The 17,270-nt window shown below is 70.7% G+C and carries 13 protein-coding genes; 3 read left to right on the forward strand and 10 right to left on the reverse strand.

The window, feature by feature from the left end:
• Nucleotides 1-88: 88 nt before the first annotated feature.
• Nucleotides 89-1,348 carry a hypothetical protein gene (locus ABGB12_RS32225; protein ID WP_347683833.1) on the forward strand — a complete coding sequence of 420 codons (1,260 nt, stop codon included), beginning with the start codon at nucleotides 89-91 and terminating at the stop codon, nucleotides 1,346-1,348.
• Here the strand turns inward: ABGB12_RS32225 and ABGB12_RS32230 are convergent.
• From ABGB12_RS32230 to ABGB12_RS32250, 5 genes are read right to left on the reverse strand one after another with little or no spacing between them, the layout of a single operon-like run.
• Entirely contained in the window at nucleotides 1,345-2,874 is a 1,530-nt protein-coding gene (locus ABGB12_RS32230; protein ID WP_347683835.1) for an Hsp70 family protein, read from the reverse strand. The genes ABGB12_RS32225 and ABGB12_RS32230 overlap by 4 nt on opposite strands.
• Nucleotides 2,871-4,751: a dynamin family protein gene (locus ABGB12_RS32235; RefSeq protein ID WP_347683837.1), complete on the reverse strand. Its 1,881-nt coding sequence runs from the start codon at nucleotides 4,749-4,751 to the stop codon at nucleotides 2,871-2,873. The genes ABGB12_RS32230 and ABGB12_RS32235 overlap by 4 nt, the downstream gene beginning before the upstream one ends.
• A complete protein-coding gene (locus ABGB12_RS32240) occupies nucleotides 4,748-5,389 on the reverse strand; it encodes a hypothetical protein (RefSeq protein ID WP_347683839.1) in 642 nt (213 codons plus the stop codon). Before ABGB12_RS32240 ends, ABGB12_RS32235 begins: the two co-directional genes overlap by 4 nt.
• Nucleotides 5,386-7,062 carry a dynamin family protein gene (locus ABGB12_RS32245; RefSeq protein WP_347683841.1) on the reverse strand — a complete coding sequence of 559 codons (1,677 nt, stop codon included), beginning with the start codon at nucleotides 7,060-7,062 and terminating at the stop codon, nucleotides 5,386-5,388. The genes ABGB12_RS32240 and ABGB12_RS32245 overlap by 4 nt, the downstream gene beginning before the upstream one ends.
• Nucleotides 7,062-7,223 (reverse strand): hypothetical protein, encoded by a 162-nt coding sequence (locus tag ABGB12_RS32250; protein WP_347683842.1) that lies wholly within the window; start codon nucleotides 7,221-7,223, stop codon nucleotides 7,062-7,064. The genes ABGB12_RS32245 and ABGB12_RS32250 overlap by 1 nt, the downstream gene beginning before the upstream one ends.
• Nucleotides 7,224-7,367: 144 nt before the next feature.
• Here ABGB12_RS32250 and ABGB12_RS32255 point away from each other — a divergent pair, with 144 nt between their 5' ends.
• Nucleotides 7,368-8,258 carry a hypothetical protein gene (locus ABGB12_RS32255; protein ID WP_347683844.1) on the forward strand — a complete coding sequence of 297 codons (891 nt, stop codon included), beginning with the start codon at nucleotides 7,368-7,370 and terminating at the stop codon, nucleotides 8,256-8,258.
• 73 nt (nucleotides 8,259-8,331) lie between these two features.
• Here ABGB12_RS32255 and ABGB12_RS32260 read toward each other — a convergent pair whose 3' ends face one another.
• Genes ABGB12_RS32260 through ABGB12_RS32275 form a run of 4 tightly spaced genes read right to left on the reverse strand, consistent with a single transcriptional unit; the run spans nucleotide 8,332 to nucleotide 16,350 of the window.
• Nucleotides 8,332-9,585, reverse strand: a complete 1,254-nt coding sequence (locus tag ABGB12_RS32260) for a hypothetical protein (RefSeq protein ID WP_347683846.1) — start codon at nucleotides 9,583-9,585, stop codon at nucleotides 8,332-8,334.
• 13 nt (nucleotides 9,586-9,598) lie between these two features.
• Nucleotides 9,599-12,571: a hypothetical protein gene (locus ABGB12_RS32265; RefSeq protein WP_347683848.1), complete on the reverse strand. Its 2,973-nt coding sequence runs from the start codon at nucleotides 12,569-12,571 to the stop codon at nucleotides 9,599-9,601.
• A gap of 11 nt (nucleotides 12,572-12,582) precedes the next feature.
• Nucleotides 12,583-15,030, reverse strand: a complete 2,448-nt coding sequence (locus ABGB12_RS32270) for a hypothetical protein (RefSeq protein ID WP_347683850.1) — start codon at nucleotides 15,028-15,030, stop codon at nucleotides 12,583-12,585.
• Between the two features lie 12 nt (nucleotides 15,031-15,042).
• Nucleotides 15,043-16,350 (reverse strand): DUF4407 domain-containing protein, encoded by a 1,308-nt coding sequence (locus tag ABGB12_RS32275; protein ID WP_347683852.1) that lies wholly within the window; start codon nucleotides 16,348-16,350, stop codon nucleotides 15,043-15,045.
• An 84-nt stretch (nucleotides 16,351-16,434) separates the two neighbouring features.
• On the opposite strand from ABGB12_RS32275, the gene ABGB12_RS32280 reads away from it, so the two are divergent.
• Complete coding sequence (locus ABGB12_RS32280; protein ID WP_347683854.1) at nucleotides 16,435-16,578, forward strand: hypothetical protein; 144 nt, start codon at nucleotides 16,435-16,437, stop codon at nucleotides 16,576-16,578.
• A 52-nt stretch (nucleotides 16,579-16,630) separates the two neighbouring features.
• Here the strand turns inward: ABGB12_RS32280 and ABGB12_RS32285 are convergent, their stop codons facing one another.
• Complete coding sequence (locus ABGB12_RS32285) at nucleotides 16,631-17,245, reverse strand: TetR/AcrR family transcriptional regulator (protein ID WP_347683856.1); 615 nt, start codon at nucleotides 17,243-17,245, stop codon at nucleotides 16,631-16,633.
• Nucleotides 17,246-17,270: the final 25 nt, after the last annotated feature.

Consider the following 17,270-nt stretch of genomic DNA (forward strand, 5'->3'; position numbering starts at 1 on the left):
AGATTCCGTCATGTGACGGGATGCGCAGCGATTCCCTGGGATTCACTGAACGCGATCATCACCGGCCCGACAGGTGAGAGGCACCGGAATGACGACGCAGAACATCATGCCGATTGTTGTGGCGGCGGTCGCCGTGCTGCTGGTCACCGCGCTGTGGCTGCGCGCGCTGACCACGCTGAGACGGTTGCGGCGCCGAGTGCGGGAGCTCGAGTGGCAGCAGCAGCAGCTACCACGGCAGACCTGGACGGCGGGCCCCACCGACGGCGAGTGGCAGCGGATCCAGGGAGAACTGCGGCAGGCCCGCGACGAGACACGGCTGCTCAGGGAGACGCTGCAGCACGCCGAGGCCGAACGGCAGCAACTCTTGGGCGAGCTGCAGCAAGCCCGCGCCGAGGCCCAGATGCTCCAGAGGACATTGCAGCACGCCGAGGCCGAACGGCAGCAACTCCAGAACGAACTGGTCCGCACGCACCTGCGGGAGTCCGAGCCGCCGCTGCCACCTGACGCGCTGGAGCGGCTCGGCGACCCGCAGGCGCTGCCGGACGCGCCTGACACCCTGCCGGACAGCGTCGTCGACGGGGCCCGGTTCGGGAGCCTCACCGTACGGGCCGGCGCGGTCCGCGGGGAACTCGGGCGGAACAATGGATTCGTCCGCAAGCAGACCGTCGGCATGAGCGTGCTGACGAAGACGAACCCGCCCACTCTCGTGACATGCGTGGCGGCGGGCCTGGCCGGCCGCGCGACCTCCGGGCAGCTCGGGGCCGTCCAGGCCTGCCGGAGTCTGCCGGACAAGCTCGCCGATCGGGCCGCCGCACTCGACCTGGCATGGCGGAACGCGGCGGCGGGCGCCCCGTCGGCCGAGCTGGCCGAGCTGCTGGCCGGTGCGGTGACCTCTCTGAACGGGCCGCTCAACCAGGTGGCGAAGGAGCGGTCGCTGCGTCCGTCGCACATCGCGACCGAGGTCTCTTTCCTGCTCACCCGGCTCGGTGACGCCGGGCGGAGGCGGCATCTCGTGGCCGGGGTCGGTGCGGGCGCGCTGGTGCGCATCACGCCGGACGGCCGGTGGACGACCGAGTTCCGGGCCGGGGACGGCGAAAGGCCGACACTGCTTCCCGAGAGCTCCGGCCCCCCGGCGTACGCGTTCGTCGAGTCGGAGCCCGGAGACGTGCTGCTGCTCTGCTCGGGCACCGCCGCTGAGTTCCTCGAACGGGACACCACGCGATCGGCGCTGACCGAGCACTGGAGCAAAGGCGCGCCGTCGCTGGCGCACTTTCTCTGGCAGCTCGGCCTGCGCGACCAACTGGAGCGCATGGACCGGGCGATCGTCGGCCTCTGGGAGCACCCCTAACCCGCGCCGAGAAAGATCTTCTCCGCGACCCTGGAAGACGAGGGCAGTTCCTTGAACCGGCAGACCAGCCGCAACTCGCCGCCGGCCGCGTGCACCGTGATGACGTTGCTGCGCTCCCCGGACTGGCGGCACTCGATCTCATGCGTCCCACCGGGGATCTCGAACGTGGTGCTCTCCCGATTCGCCAGCCGGGCCCTCACCTGGCCGTCCACCAGCACGACCATCGCACCGTACGCGCCGTTCATCGCATGCTCGCGGGTGATCGACACCTTGGTCACCGGGCCGCTGGAGGCCCTGTCCGAAGACCGCGGAGAGAGGATGCCGCCACCCCGCCCCCGCGCTCTGCTTCCCTGCCCTGCGGCCGTCCCCTTTCCCGAGCCGCCCCGCGGCTGCGCAGGACGTGCCGCGGGGCGTGGTCGCGTGGAACGCGTCTTCGGCGGACCCGCCGCGGCGAGGACGGCCGCGCCACGGGCGATGGCCAGTTCCGGCTCGTTGACGGGTATGACAGGGCGGCCTGTGTGCTCGGCGAGCATGCGGGAGACCAGAGGGACGCGGCAACTGCCCCCGACCGGGATGATCCGATCGACCTCCGGCCATGACAGGCCGTTGGCCGCCAGGAGGCGGTCGCATTCGGCGAGGGTTTCGGCCAGCACCGGACGCAGCGCCTCCTCCAGCGCCGCACGGGTCAGCTCGGCCATGACCGGCGGGACGAACTCGCTGACCAGGGCCTCGTGCACCTCGACGGCCGACAGCTGGCACTTGACCTGCTCCGCCGTGTCGCCCAGCCGCAGCCTGCGGCCCAGGAGTTCGACGGAGCCGGCCGCGTCCGCGCCGAACAGCTCGTCCCTGGCCGCGGGCTCCGCCTGGGCTGCCAGCAGGCGCAGGACGATCCGGTCGAACTCGGTGCCGCCGAGATCACCGAGGCCGCCGGCCGCGCCGAGCACCTCGTGGCCGCGAGCGTCGCCGTGCGCGAGCGCGCAGTCGAACGTGCCGCCGCCCAGGTCGTAGACCAGTACGGTACCGGAGGCCGTACCGAACGCCTGGGCCAGCGCCGCGACCGGCTCCGGAACGAGCCGCACCACGGCGGGATCGAATCCGGCCGCGGCCGCAGCCTCGCGCATCAGCGCGTGCTTGCCCGCCTCCCAGGCGGCCGGCACGGTGATCACGACCTGGGCGGGCTCGCCCGCAGCCTGCTCGGCCGCGCGCTCCCGCAGGAAGCGCAGTACCTCGGCCGCCAGCTCGTCGGGGCGCAGTGCCCGATCACCGAGCCGCGCCCGGTCCCGGACCCCGAAGTCCCGCTTGAACTCCGCGCGGAACGCCCACGGGCGCCACAGCTTGGCGTTCTGCGCGGCGTGCCCCACGGCGATCCGGCCGTCCTTCAGCACGCACACCGTGCTCGGCACCGACACCGCCCCGAGCGGGGAGGCCGGATCCCGGACGAGCTGGAACGTGCCGTCGGCGTGCGCGATGACGAGCGTCGAGTTCGACGTACCGAAGTCGATGCCGTAGCCGATCTCGCCGGTCACATGTCCCCCTGCGCGGTCCCGCCCAGCCCTTCGGCCCTCCGGCGCAGCGCGTTGATTCGGGTGAAGAGCGCGGTGTACCGGTCGGCCCGGATCTTGAGTTCGGCGGCGCGTTCCTCCCGCTCCAGGGCGGTCTGCCGCTTCACCCGGTTCAGTTCCCTGATCGTCTCCTGCTGGGACTGGGACTGGGCGTCGATCTGCTCCTCCAGCGCCGAGACCATGGCGCGTTCGCAGTCGACGAGCCGGTGGGTGAGATCCTGCTCGATCTGCCGCGTGGTCCGGCTGATCATCGTGGTGACGTCGGTCTGCAACCGCGCCAGGTACTCGCGCCTGGCCCTCTCGTCCTCCCGCTGCCTGGCCTCGCGGTTGCCGGCGAACCAGCCGACGATCTGGCCGATGACCGACCCGACCACCGGACCGATGAACGGGCCGATGACCGGAACTGCCAGCCCCACCCCGAAACCGATCAGCGCCCCGGCGCCGGCGCCCGCGACCCCGCCGCCCCACACCGAGCGGAACCTGCCCCACTTCGCGCTCTTGCGCTCCTCCGAGACGGGCATCCGGATGTCCGGCGTGACCGGGACCGGCGAGCCGCCGGCGGAGACGTCCCCGGCGAGGACGGGCGTGGAGGTCATCACCGAGTACTCGGCGGCGAGCTGCTCGACGCGCTCCAGCAGACGCCGGGTGGCGCGCTGCGCGGCGTCGACGAGGCCGTCGGCGACCTCGCGCACCAGGCTGTCGGGATCGGACAGGGCGCGGGGCGATCTGAGGGCGGCACGGAACTCGTCGGCGATCATGTCGAAGTCACGGCGCAGGTCGTTGCGGATCGGACGGGCCTTCAACTCCAGATCGGCGTGGAGTTTGCCTCTCCAGCGGCTGTTCTTGGCGGAGTTCGCCTTCGCCGCTTCCTGAGCCGCACGGATCTCGGCGTCGATTCTGTGGAGGGAGTCGTCGTCGTTGAGCGCGGCGAGCGCGTTGGCGACCGGGGCGGCCGTCTCGGTCAGCGCCTCCTCGATCGCGTCCAGGCCCCGCTCCAACTGGGCCCGGCCGCAGGTGATCGTGATGCCGTGCCACAGCGCCCGCTCCAGTTCGGGGAAGCCCGACTCCTCCAGGCTGATCGGATCGTCGTTCAGGACCGCCGCCCGTTTGCGGAGCGACGAGACCCCGACGATCACCAGGTCGTCCGCGGCCCGGCCGGTGGCCTCGGCGATCCTGGCGCGGGCCTGCTCGATCATCGGGGCCGGATTCGGCTCCCGGTCGATCATCGTGATGGCGGTGACGACGATCGGGCAGTGCTCCAGCGCTGTCTTGAGGAACTCCAGCTCGACCGTGCCGAGCGGTTCTGTCACCATCGCGACGAAGAGGATCGCGTCGGCGTTCGGGAGGAACGCCCGGGTCGCGGCGGTGTGCGCGACGTTGAGGCTGCCGACGCCCGGCGTGTCGACGAGCACCAGTCCCGACTTCAGCTGCGGAATGGGCGCGGCCATCTCGATCCGCTCGACGTTCTTGACGTTGTTCTTGTTCTGCTGCTCCGTCACGTACTCGGCGGCGGCCGACTGCGGTATCTCCTCCGTCTGGGCGTCGGTGAAGTAGACCACCGCGTGTTCTTCCTCGGCGTACCGCAGCGTCGTCACCGCCGACGTGGTGACGGCGACGTCCACCGGGAACAGGCCGGGGCGGTCGACGAGAGCGTTGAGGAGGCTCGACTTGCCGCGCCGGAACTCGCCACAGACGACCACGTGGTACCGGCCCAGCGCGAGCCGCTCCCGGCTCTCCTGCAGCAGTCGGCCTCGGGCGCGCGCGACCTGGGGGTCCAGTTCGGCTTCCACCTCGGGAAAGAGGGAAAGGACGTCGGCGCGCAGTCTCTCCAGGATGTTCATGGCATCTCCTCCAGGTAGGCGATGACTTGCTGGGGCCGAACGAGCAGGCCCCGCCAGGTGTAACCGGGCCGGACCGTCACCGCGATGTGGCCGGCCAGCTCCCCGCTGGGAGCGGGTCGGCTCCCCACGACCTCGTGCCGTGTCAGGTCCACCGCGCCTCGCTCGTCCAGGCGCACCGCCTCGCACCGTCCGAGCATCACGGCGGTCCTCTCGGCCAGCCACGGCACCAGTCCCTCGAGCCGGCCGGCGTCCGCGTCGTCGAGGTCGAGCAGCCGGTCCGACAGCATGATCAGCTCATGCACCACGACCGGCGGCTGCTCCGACCCGCCGACCCCGTCCCGGGGCGGCGGGGAGCTTCTCGCTCCCCCGTTCGGCTCCCCGGTCACCCGGTTGAGCCCGGCCCGGAGCGACGTGTTCTCCACCGCCGTCGCCGCGAGCCGCTCCCGCGCTTCGGCGAGCCGGTGCTCGACCTCCTCACGGGCCTGCTCGGACTCGGCGAGACGGATCTCGATCTCGGTGCGGGCGCGTTCGGATTCGGCGAGGAGACGGACGGTATCGGCTCTGGCGCGGCCGGTGAAGACGCGGACGAGGAGGAGGCGGACCAGGCCCAGGAGGCGCACCGTCCGGTCGAGGATCATTCGAACTCCGGGTCATGGTCGGTTTCGAGAAGGACACGCGCCTGTTCGGCCCGGTGGGCGAGCCGGTCGTAGGTGCGCAGGATCCGGCGGGCGGCGTCGGCCATGCGCCGCTCGAGCAGGGGATCCTGGCTGCGGACCGCCCAGGCCTTGATGCGGGCGTCGGCGGCGGCCACCAGATCCGCCGGCGACGCCGTGCCGGACAGACCCAGCCGGGTGGCGAGGCCGACCCCGTGCTCTCCGGTGACCCGGAGCAGCTCCTCCACCTCGTCCGCGGTGAACGTGAGCTCGCCGTTGTAGTACTCGGCGAGGATGCCGAGCTCGGCGAAGCCCGGCTCCGCGGTGCGGATCCGCTCGACCAGCGCCGCGACCTCGGCGACCGCCGGTGCGGGGCGGCCCTCCGCCCGCCTCGCGGCCAGGCGCTCGGCCGTGATCGCGGCGGTCAGCCTGTCGAGGCCGCTCCCCAGCTTGATGAGCGAGGCCCGGTTCCCGAAGTGGCCGACCGCCAGGGAGCGCAGCCTGGCCACACCGCTGTCCTCCAGCAGCCGTTCCCGCACCTGCCCGGGCGCCAGCCCGTCCCGCAGGTAGCCGGTGGCCAGATGGATTCCCCAGACTCCGATCCGGCCGACGAGCGCCCGGCGCCGCTCCTTCGGCAGGGTGATCCCCGCCGCCGTGAGGTCGTCGCGGTTGGCGAACAGCCCGGCGTCCGACAGCCGCGACACGAGCCGACCCGGCGGTGCCTTCGCCAGGTCCGCCAGCCATTCGAACTCCTCCTCGCCGAGGGCCTGCGCGCCCACCCCCACCAGGCCGGCGACCGGCACGACGGTGAAGAAGAGCCGTCGGGTCTCGGGACGCTCCAGGTACTCGTCCGCCAGCCGGCGGCCGACCTCCATCGGGTCGTAGGTGACCGGGTCGGGCGCTCCCGGCAGGTCCTCGGCCGGGGGCCAGTACTGGTCGCAGCGGCTCAGCACGCCGAACGCCTTCAACGGGGTGACCGCCCCGCCCGCAGAGCCGACGAACTGCTCGATCGCGGTGTGGTCGCGTTCGTGCATGGCCCGGCTGAACAGGTAGAGGATCGCGTCAGCCCGGTCGAGTTCGGCGGCGCTGTCGGCGGCGACGTCCGCGGCGGTCCGGCCCATGCCCTTCAGCACGTCGAGGAGCCCGGCCTGCTCCGCGGCCGACACGAAGCCGCTGATGCCCAGGTAGTCGGCGGTGTTCTCGGAGTCCTTGCCGTGGACGCTGCCGAGGCCGGGCGTGTCGACCAGGCGGAACGTCCGCAGCAGCTCGTTCGGCAGCCCGAACTCGACCTTCCGGATGCGCCGCAGCCGGGCCCCGTCTTCGGCGTCCCGTGCCGACACCTCCCGCAGCTCCCCCGGAGGCAGCTCTTGGACGGTCCCGTCGTCCAACTGGATGCGCAGGGTCTCGGTCGGCGCGTGGTGGAACTCGTTGACGGTGAATGTCAGCTCCAGCTGGCCCGTCGCGGCGACCTCGGTGCCGAGCAGCGCGTTCACCAGCGTCGACTTACCGCGTTTGATCTGGCCGACCACCGCGAGCCGCATCGGCTGGTCCAGCCGCGTGATCGCGCCGGCGGCCGCGGCCTTCAGCCGCGAAAGGCCCCCGGCCGCGGCGATCCGCTCGCACTCGCCGAGCAGCCGGACCCGCTGCGACCTCTCCATCAGTACTCGTCGTCGTGGTCGTCGTCATGGTGGTAGTCGTCCGGCTCATGGCCGTTCACACCGTGGTCGAAGTCGAACGGAGACGTGTAGCCGGTGTGGTCGGAGGACTCGATCACGTCCTCTTCGGTCAGTTCGCCGTCATCCCAGGTCGGTCCGGACATCGGAACCCCCGTTTTCGCTCGTTCTCGGGCGGTGTGCTGACAGTAGGTGCGAGATGCCGGGCAGATTCCCTTATACGAGGAGATTGAGGCGGTGGTCTGACGCGAAGATGGAGCGAAACCTCCTGCGGACGGAAGGGTCGGACGATGACGGCGGTACACCGGCTCACCTGGGTCGTCGACGTCGAGGGATACGGGCGCCGCGACCGCGACGGGCAGAACGACCTGCAGCGGCGCCTGCACTGGGTGACCACGCAAACCCTGATCATGGCCGGGGTCGCGCATCGCTGCGACCGGCAGGAGCGCGGCGACGGCATCCTCTTCGTCCTGCCGGCCGGAATCGCCCACGACCGGGTGGTGACGACGCTCGTGTCCGGGCTGCGGGACGTACTGCACGAGGTCAACCGCACACCGGGTGCCGGAGGGCGGATGCGGCTGCGCAGCGCTCTCGCGCAGGGGATGGTCGAGCGACAGCCGTCCGGCTTCCAGGGCCAGTCGGTGGTCCTAGCCTGCTATCTGCTGGACGATCCGCAGGTCAAGCGCGTGCTGGCCGACTCGGAGGAGTCGGATCTGGTGACCGTGATGAGCGACGACCTGCACCGCGACGTGTTCCAGCAGGGCGTCGGCGAGGGCGTGTACGAGCAGCTCGTCATCCGTCGTCCGGAGAAACAGTTCCACGCCGTCGGCTGGGTCGGCGCCGCCGGACGGGGTCGCAACAACCCCCGTGTCCCCGTCTACGAGCCGCCGCCGATCGATCTGCGCAGCGCCTCGGAACGACGGACGCAGCAGGTGTTCAACGCGCTGGTCGCGGCGAGCAGCGCCGTCACCGTGCTCCACACGGGCTACCTGATGGCCGACGCGCTGCTCCCCGAAGAGGACGAGGAGGAGTCGGCCGACGCCTTCTCAGCGCAACCCGAGCGCACCCCACACGAGACGGTCGTGACAGATCTGGAAGCGACCGCCGACTACCAGCCGGTGTACGACGACCCCCACCACGACCATGAGCCGCACGGCTCCGACCACGACGACTATCTCTGAAGCCTCGCCACGGCCCCTCGTCCTGACGCGGAGACCGGAGGCCGAGCGGTGATCCGCCCCGCCTCCGGTGTCTTCACGCGAGCAGATCCCTTCGGGGCAGCGGCTCCCGCCCCTGCCAGTGCCGGGAGATGACCGCGGCCGTGACCGGCCGCTTGGCGGCCGGCAGGTACCCGACGCGCAGGGGCCACAGCACGTGGCCGTTCGACTCGTCGTCCGCGCCGCGTCCCTCCTCCTGGAGGGGGAACTCATCGTCCTTCGACAGGTAGCCGCTCTCCTCGTACTCGGCGACGGACCTGCCCGGTGTGATCAACAGGGGGTCCGCGTCCGGGTACGCCTGACCGATCTCGGCGGCGACGAGCCGGTGGGATTCCCGAAGGCGGGCGGACCAGGGGCTGCGCTCCGCGGGGAAGGGATAGGGGAAGAACAGCCGCAGCGCCTCGTCCAGGTTGACCAGCGCGGGGATCATCTTCGCGGGGTCCCTCTCCTTCAGCGCGGCCCCGGTCTGCCTGGCGAGGAAACCGACCCTGCCGAGCAGGCGCTCGCGGTAGTCCGCGACGTCGATCGGGGCGATGTCCTTGCCCTTCAGGTAGAAGAGCCCCTCGCCGAGGCCGCTGAGGGTCCAGGCGAGCCCGACGGCGTCCAGCAGGCCCGCGAGCCGCGTCTCCCAGTCGTCGCGCGAGACGTACCTGTCGAGTTCGTTGAGCCCGAGGATCGCATCGGGTCTGAGCGCCTGGCCCAGGGAGACCCCCTCGACGCCGAGTCCCGGATGCGGGGTGACCAACCACTCCCCGCCCGTCTCCGGGGAGACCTGCTCGTGGAGCAGGCCCAGGCACCTGCGGGCGGTCTCCTCCTCCACCCACCAGCACGCCGCGTGCAGGTGCTCCCACACCCGCGCGGGATCGGCGGCGGTAGAGCGGACGAGGCCCCGGGAGACGGTGCCGAGCTCGGTCCGCAGCCTGCCGAGCGGATCTGCGGCGACGGTCGGCCGGGACGTCTCGGTGAAGGCCGGCTCCTCTCCGCTCTTCTCCGAGACGGCCGATTCGCCTGCGGCCCGATCATCCGTGACGGGCTCTTCCGAGGCCTGTCCGTCCGCGACCTGCGCGGCGGGCGGCTCCGGGGCGTCCGATGGGACGGGCATGCCGGCCACGTACTCGGCCACGACCCGGCGGAGGCCGTCCGCGAGGCGGCCGGTGGCCTCGGCGCCGCCGGAGCTGCGGCGTTCCGCCAGCTCGTACAGCCCCTTGGCGAAGGCGTTGAGCTCCCACCACAGCGCCCGGTCGTCGTCGTGAGCGAGCGCCGCGGTGATCAGGTCTTCCAGAGTGCTCATGTCGTGGCCCTCCTCAGTGCTCGCCGGTGAACGGGTCCCAGTCGGATTGCCAGTCGGACTGCGGCGGGCTCATGCGGGTGATGAAGACGCCGCCCGGTTCGGAGAGCATCTCGTTGAACGAGCCGGCCTCCTGGTAGCGCGGGTGACCGGGCGAGATGTGCAGGTCGCCGACCATGTCGAGGTCGGCCCAGCAGACCGCGGGGACGATCCTCCTGTCGCCTCCGGGCTCGGTGACCGGCTGATCCTCCTCGTCAGGCAGCACCGGAGCCTCGACGGAGAAGGGCCTCCCGTGCATCGAGCCGTCCGCCGCCAGGAACCGGAACACGAAGCCGGGAATGCCCAGCGCCTCCGGATCCGGGTGCCCGACGTGTTCGGGTTCGATCGGCTTGGCGTCCGGGAGGCGCTTCTCGGCGAGGCGGAGACCGGTCGGCGCGGAGTCGTCCAGCGTCACGCAGGTGTCCGGGAACCAGTCGTCGGACAGGTCGGCGCGGGCGGGGAAGACGGTCTCCCAGCGCGCCAGCCCCGTGTACGGGTCCGTGGAGCGCACCTGGAGGTCGTAGGGGAACGACTTCAGCCGTCCGTTCTCGAACGCCGTCGCCGGCAGCAGGTCGCGCAGCGGCACCGTCGTGTCCTCCAGCACGTACGCGGGACGCTCCCGGGTGGACAGGTGGAGCAGCGGGTTCAGGTGCTCGTCGAGTGCCACCTGGTGGAACAACGAGCCCGCGTGGGTCAGTCCGTGGCACTCCTCCAGGTTGTACCGCCCCCACTCGATGCTCAGCCGCTCGTCCAGATGCCGGCGGACCGTGATGTCGACCGGCGCGGGCAGCCAGGCGCTGCGGGCCGACCGCCCGCCCCGCTCGTCGCTCAGCGCCAGCGGGGTGCCGTGGTCGATGAGCCGCAGGTTGCCGACGCTGTCCCCGCCCCGGCGGAAGTCGGCCGGCACGTTCAGCATCAGGTTGTCGACGTCGACGATCAGGACGTTCTGGCCTTTGGCGATCTTGCCGTCCCCGTCCTTCAGCAGGTTCTCGGCCGAAACGTTGCGCTCGGCCAGGACCTGCGCCCAGCAGGCACCGATCGACGCGGCCTCCTTCGGCTGGTCCTGCTCGAAGGCGACCGTCGCGGGGTTCCACCCGACGGTGCGGCCGGATCCGGTGGAGAACGCCCTGGTGAGCTGCTCCAGCACCAGGTCGCGGACGAGCGGCATGCCGGTCGCCCGCCCGGTGAGCGCGACCCCGTCCAACGGCTCGCCCGGCTCGGTCCGCAGCCGCCGGAGGGCGAGGTCGACGCCGAGCGCCACCGAGCGTCCGACGATCGCCCGGGCGAGCCGCAGGAAGTCCCTCCGCTCCAGGACGAGCCGGTCCTCGCCGAGGTGCCGCAGCGCGTTCCCCAAGTCCTTGTCGGTCAGGTCCTCGGTCAGCTTCTGGATCTTGTCCAGGGGGAGTGGCCAGGAGTGTTCGTGTTCTTCGAGTGCCGCCAGTTCCTCCTTGGCCTCCTCGGCCAGGGCCCACAGGCGCTCGAAGGCGGCAGTGAGCGGGACGCTGTAGACGCCCTCCCCCGCCGGGCCCTCGCCCTCCTGCCGGGGGGTCGCGGTGGGAATCGCCCTGCGCAGGTAGGCCGCGAGCACGGCCGGGGCGGGATCGACCTCCCCGTGGTCGGCGACGCGCGGGGCGAGCTGCCCCTGCCCGCGCAGCGGCCAGCTCTTCACCAGATGTTCGGGGAGCTCGCCCTCGGCGTGCAGCGCGTCGACGAGCACCGCCTTGATCCAGTAGAAAATCCGCAGGGTGAGCAGGTCGCCGCCGTACTGAGCGTGGCCGGTCGAGCCCAGGACGCGGGGCGACAGGTGGTAGGCGTGGCCGCGCCTGCGGGGCTTATCGTCCGCGGTGAGGTTCAGCCGCCGTTCCAGGTGCGGGGTCAGGTCGCGCAGCTCCAGCGCCGTCAGGCAGACATCGGTGGTGCCGCCACCGATATCGATGACCAGGACGTTGCGCCGCCAGGTGGTCGCGTCGACCCGGCGGCAACGCGCCCGGAAGAGCTCGGCGCCCAGCCCGGTATCGCCGCCCAGCTCCCGCATGATGGTGAACATGACGGCGGCGACGCCCTCGTCGAACCGCAGATTGGGCAGCCGGAACCCGGCATCGCGGACGATCTCCCGCAGCCGTTCCCGGACGTTCGGTGGGGTGGTCGTCGGATAGGTGACGACCACCCGGTCGGCGCGTTTGCCGAAGGTCTCGGGAGACGCGTCGGCGAAGTCGTGCACGCGCTCGCGCAGATCCCGGTAGATCTGGCGGATGACCCGCTCGGCGACGGGGTCGGAGCCGGCACGCAGCAGCTGCCGCTTGGCGTTGCGGATGTAGGAGACCTCCGCTTGGGGAACGGGCATCGCGTCCGTGAGCCGCGCCCCGTCCAGGTCCTTGCCCTTGACGAGGAGGATGCTCGGCAGGATCGTCCGCCGTTTGGCCAGTTCGACCTTGTGCAGCGAGTGGTGGAAGAACGCGGGGGTGTCGAAGGCCTTCCCCGCCAGGTGGTGGAGATGCAGACGGCCCCAGTCTTCCAGGTCGTCGTGCAGGTCAACGAACTGGGCGAGCGTCTTCCATGCGACGTCCAGGAACTTCAGTTTCTTGGAATCGGTGAGCGGTGCGGGGTCGGCCCCGATGAGCCGCTCGATCAGCCGACCGAGATCGTCTCGAGGTTCGTCGTCGTATCCGCGGAAGTCCGGGTCCTCCTCGTCGATCGCCTCCAGCACCTTCGCGAGGTACTCGTGGCGCCGCGACGGCCACTGCTCCTTGAGCGCCTTCACCAGCTCGTTCCGCAACGCGGTCGCCTGGTAGGGGTCGAACGCCCGGAGCTGGATCTTCTCTTGGGCGAACAAGGTGGCGGTGGAAGCGGTCGAGCCGTGGTCGATCGCGACGACGTTGAGCGTACCGACCTGCTCGGCGGTCTCGTCCGTCCCTGCCGCGCCGCCGTACGCCTCGGGGTTCTCTGTCATGTTCCCTGCCCTCACTCGTCGGGATCGAAGGGGTCGCCGAGCAGGTCCTCGCCCTGGCCTCCCGGCCGGCCCGCGCTCAGCGACCCGACCCTGGGCACGGCGGAGCGCAGGAAGACGATCCGCTCCTCCAGCCAGGGGTTCAGCTCGGTGAAGCATCTCGCGACCGTCTCGACGACCGGACGGGCCAGCGCCTCGGCCAGGCCGAACCGGAGCCGGTGCAGCGCGCTGTGGTGCCGCAGGTCTCGCAACTCGACATCGGACAGCGTCGACTCGCCGCCCTGGAGCGCGCCGTCCAAGGGCTTGCCGACGTCCTGGTGCCAGGGGAGGACCTGGTCCTCGGTGAACGGATAGGGGTCGGCGAAAGGGGCGTCGAACGCGGCGTCCAGCAGCTTCTTCAGCCTGGTGGTGATCCAGGTCGGATCCGGGATCCGCTCCACCACACGCAGCCGCGCAGCGCCGTCGTCGTTCTCCAGGACGGCGAGCCGTTCGGCCAGCAGAGCGCGGCCATCCGGTGAGGCGAGCCGCCTCCCGGCCTGCTCGCGATACCGCGAGTGATCCTCGAAGACCATCTCCAACGCCTCGACGACCAGCTCGGCGGATTTCTCGCGGAGCCTGCCCAAGGCGAGGGCGAACGGCTCGCGGAACACGTCCGTGGTGTCGGCGAACACGATCTGCTCCCGGGGGTTCCAGCCCCAGTCGTCGTTCTCCTCGTCGTCGAAACCGCTGCGGAAGCCGTTCTTCTGCGGCGTGGCCGGGTTGATCGTGCCGGAGGAGATGCGGTCGATCAGCGGACGCCACAGATCCCACCCGTACACGTGCAGCACGGCGTGCTGCCGGATACGCTCCAGCAGGCCGACCTGCGGCTCCACCAGGTCCAGGCTGCGCATCCGCAGGCCGTCCGGGTCGGTGAGGGCCCGATGGATCGCGCGGAGGTCGTCGAGCGCCCTGTACAGGTCCTGGACGATTGCGGTGAGGTCCTCGCGCTGGTCGTCGTCGGCCGCCGGGGCGGCCTGGGGGAACAGTGTGCGGCGCAGCCGCGCCCACTCCCGCTTCAAGTGCGCCCGCATCCCGGCGAGCACCTGAAGCTCGATCTCCAGCGCCTCGTCGCGCAGATGGGCGGCGAGCCGGTCGCGCAGCGCCTGGATCCCGCCGTCCCGCATGTAGTCGCCGAGCAGCCGCGCCGCTGGCTGGTCGGTGCTCCGCAGCGCGCCCTCGGCGCTCAGCCAGCCGGCCCGCGGCCTGTCCGGATCGGCGGTGGTGAGCACGACCCGCCCGAACGACCCGCCCCCGAGCTGCTCCAGGGTGCGCAGGAGTGTGTTCAGAGAGTCCGAGCGGCGGCGCAGGTCGCCGAGCGTGACGGCGATGCCGTCCGGAACGACAGGCTCGACCAGGTCGAACTTGTTCGCGGCGATCAGCACCGACTCGGCCAGGGCGGTGGACGAGTGGCGGCCGCCCTCCAGGAGTCCCGCGAACTTCGCGATGATCGACGTCTCGGGCTTGCCGGAGTCGATGACCTGGACGAAGCTCGTCAGGCTGCCGATCTCGCGACGGCACAGCACCTCGTCGCGGTCCGCGCCGAAGGCGTTCAGGCCGGGGAAATCGAGGAAGACCACGCCCTGCGGGCCCACTGCATCGGCCAGGTCCCAGACCTCCGAGTCGACGGCGACCGTCAACGTGATCCTGTGGATCAGGCAGAACGCCGTACGGAGTGCCTCCTCGTCCAGCACAGACGCAGCCGTGATCTTCGGGCCGATCCTGCGCTCGGGGAACGCCTCGGGTGGTCTGCGGGAGTCGCTGATCACGACGGCGTGCTCGATCTGGTCGAGCTGGAGCGGGTGCCGGGGGCCCGGCGCGTCCGCGGCAAGCAGACCGGAGGCGGCGTCCAGGGCGTCCCGGATCTGGAGGAGCTGCCAGACCGCCTGGCGGACCCCGGCGTTCGCGGCAGGCGACCACCACTTGCGGGCGGCGTCCTCCAGCACCTCCCAGCCATCGGTGCGAGGGTTGTAGCCCTCGGGAACGGGGAGCGGGTAGACCGCGCTCAGGTTGTCCTCCTGCAGCTGGTGCTTGAGGCGTGCGAGCAATGTCTCGATGGAGGCGTCCAGCTCTCGGGGCGAGAGGAAGCTCACCGAGGCCGTCTTCAGACCGGGTCTCTCGCCGGTTGCGGCGGGACGCGCGTGGACGGCCGTGATGTTGCCCGTCGTGGGCTCCGCCGACTGCTTCAGCAGGCCCTCCACGCCCAGCAGCGTCGACAGCAGGCGGGACTTGCCCGCCGACATCTCGCCGACCAGGCCGACCATCGGTGGCGCTGCCGCGCGCTCGGCCAGCGCCGTCGTGAGGTCGAGGACGACGCGCACGGCCTCGGCGGACGCCTTGTCCCGCGGCGCCGTGAGCGCCGCCAACCGGTCCAGCGCCAGCTTTGCCTCGAGGTGGATCCGGCGGAGCCTCTCATAGGAGTCCATGGGTCTCTCTCCTCACTCTTCCCGCATGTGGTTCATCCGCCAGCGCTCCCGCCACGCCGCCCGTCGCCGCTCGACCTCGTTGTCGTGGCGGCGGCGCAGGTCGCGCAGCCACGCCCGGCGGTCCTCCTCGCGGAGCTCGCGCTGCGCCGTGTGCGCCTCCCTGGCGCGCAGCAGGAGCGCCTGGGTGCTGATGCGGCGGGTGTAGCCGGTGTCCTTGTTGCGCAGCTTCTGGGAGAGGGGAAGCAGGTCGATCGCGATCAGGAGGATCCGGATGGCCCAGGGGCCGGCGGCGGCGATGACGTCGTCGGGGTGCGCGTCGAGGTAGCGGTGAAAGGCACGCTGCTGCTCGCTGAAGCCCTGGTTGCCGTAGATCTCGTTCTTCGCCTCGACCAGGGCCGGGGTCTTGCCGATCTCTTTGTCGTCATAGGCGGCGATGAGATCGATGCGCTCGTCGAACTTCTTCAGGTTCTTGCGCTCGGTGTCGATCGCCTTGTTCTTCTCGTCGATGTCCTCAAGGAGCCCGTCGTGCTTCTCCTTGAGGGCCCTCCACTGCCCGCCATAACCTCCCAGTCCGGTGGTGCGATCTCCGCCTTCTCCGTTCTTCTCCTTGGCCATGAGATCCTGCGTCTCCTCGGCGTCTTCTTTCAGCTGCCTTCTGTCTTCGGTCAGCGTCGTTATCCGGTCCTCGAGCGTCTTCCTGCCGTTGTCCTTCTGCTGCTGCACGTAGACGGCGACCTCCTTGTCGAACGCCTCGCGGTGGAGGGTCGGCAGAGTCGCCTTGATCTCCTGCTGGAAGAGCAGCAGGATCGCGGTCTCCGCGACGAGGAAAGCAAGCACGAAGGCGATGGCGAGACGGACGAGATAGGCCAGCCAGCGTCCGGGCTTGAACCGCCCCTTCTCCTCCGGGACGCCCAGCGTTTCGACCGAGAGCCTCCACTCGTCCCCGCCCTCCCGGTCGTCCTCTTCCTCGCCTCCGCCGCCGGGTGCGTCCTGGCGGAACTCCGTCAGGACGCCCTTGACCTGGCGTTCCCTGTACACGGGTTCCAGCAGGATCATCCGGTCGACCGACAGGATGACCAGACCCCAGAAGAGGCCGATGAGGAGTACCGGCCAGGCGAACCGGCCCATGACCACGCAGACGAATCCCGTGAACGTCGCCGTGCCCACCAGGGCCACGACGATGACGAGCGCACCGAGACCGGAATACCGCATGGCCTCCGCGCGAGTCGGCACCTCGGTGCGGTCCACGCCGGCGCACCACACCAGGAAACGGGTGATGCCTCCGATCTTTGGAGGCTCCAGATTCAGCGTGTTCTGCACGCTCGACCGCTCCATAGCGGGAGGATCTATGAATATCGCCGCACGAACCCCATCAGAGGAGGGATTGTCGGGGCCGGTTCACCTGTGCCCCGAGGGCATCACCACCGGCAGATCATCGACGCCTGGACCGGCCGTCTCGTGACCACCCGCCGGCTGACCGCCACGACCGGCCACTTCGTCAACGACATCATCCCGCTCGGCGACCGCGCCGCGCTACTGCACTTCTAGCGGCTCGTTGACGTCGTGGGGGCTGCGAACCCGACCATCCGCGGCTCGGCGCTCAGTGGCGGCCGATCGAGCCGACCCAGCTCTCTGTGAGGACGTCCAGCATCTCGTCGCGTCCGACGCCCCAGGTTCCCGGTGTCCAGTGGCGCGCGACGTGGTCGAGCTCGGTGATGGCGATGACGCCGCGGAAGTGGCGGGTGCCGGCCGGGAACCGGTCGGCGCGGTCGAGCCCGTCCTTGATGTCGCCGATGGCCTCGTTCAGCCACTCGTCGAGGAGCGCGCGGATCTCGGGGTCGACGGCCGCGGCCTCTGAGGCGGTCGTGGTGTAGGGGCGGATCACGTCCCATCGTTGCGAGGTCGACGCGAGCCACGCGCGGATCCGCTCCCGCGAGCCGTCCTCGACCACGGCGACCAGCTCGCGCTCGGTCGACCCGCGCTCAGCGGAGGGGATCCGGTCGAGCGCGGCGTTGAGCCGCTCCGAGATGAGGGCCTTCATCAGGTCGACCTTGGAGGGGAAGTACGCGTAGAAGGTCACCCGCGTCGTCCCCGCCGCCGACGCGATGTCGTCGACCTTCGTCGACGCGTAGCCCTTCGACACGAACAGGTCCAGACCGGAGTCGAGCAGGAGCTTTCGCGTCATCTCCTTCTGTGCCTCACGAAGTGTCGCCATGCCCGCCAGCTTAAAGCACGGCGGT

The organism is Actinocorallia sp. B10E7 (genome assembly GCF_039871655.1).
In the GTDB taxonomy this organism is placed as follows: Bacteria; Actinomycetota; Actinomycetes; order Streptosporangiales; family Streptosporangiaceae; genus Actinocorallia.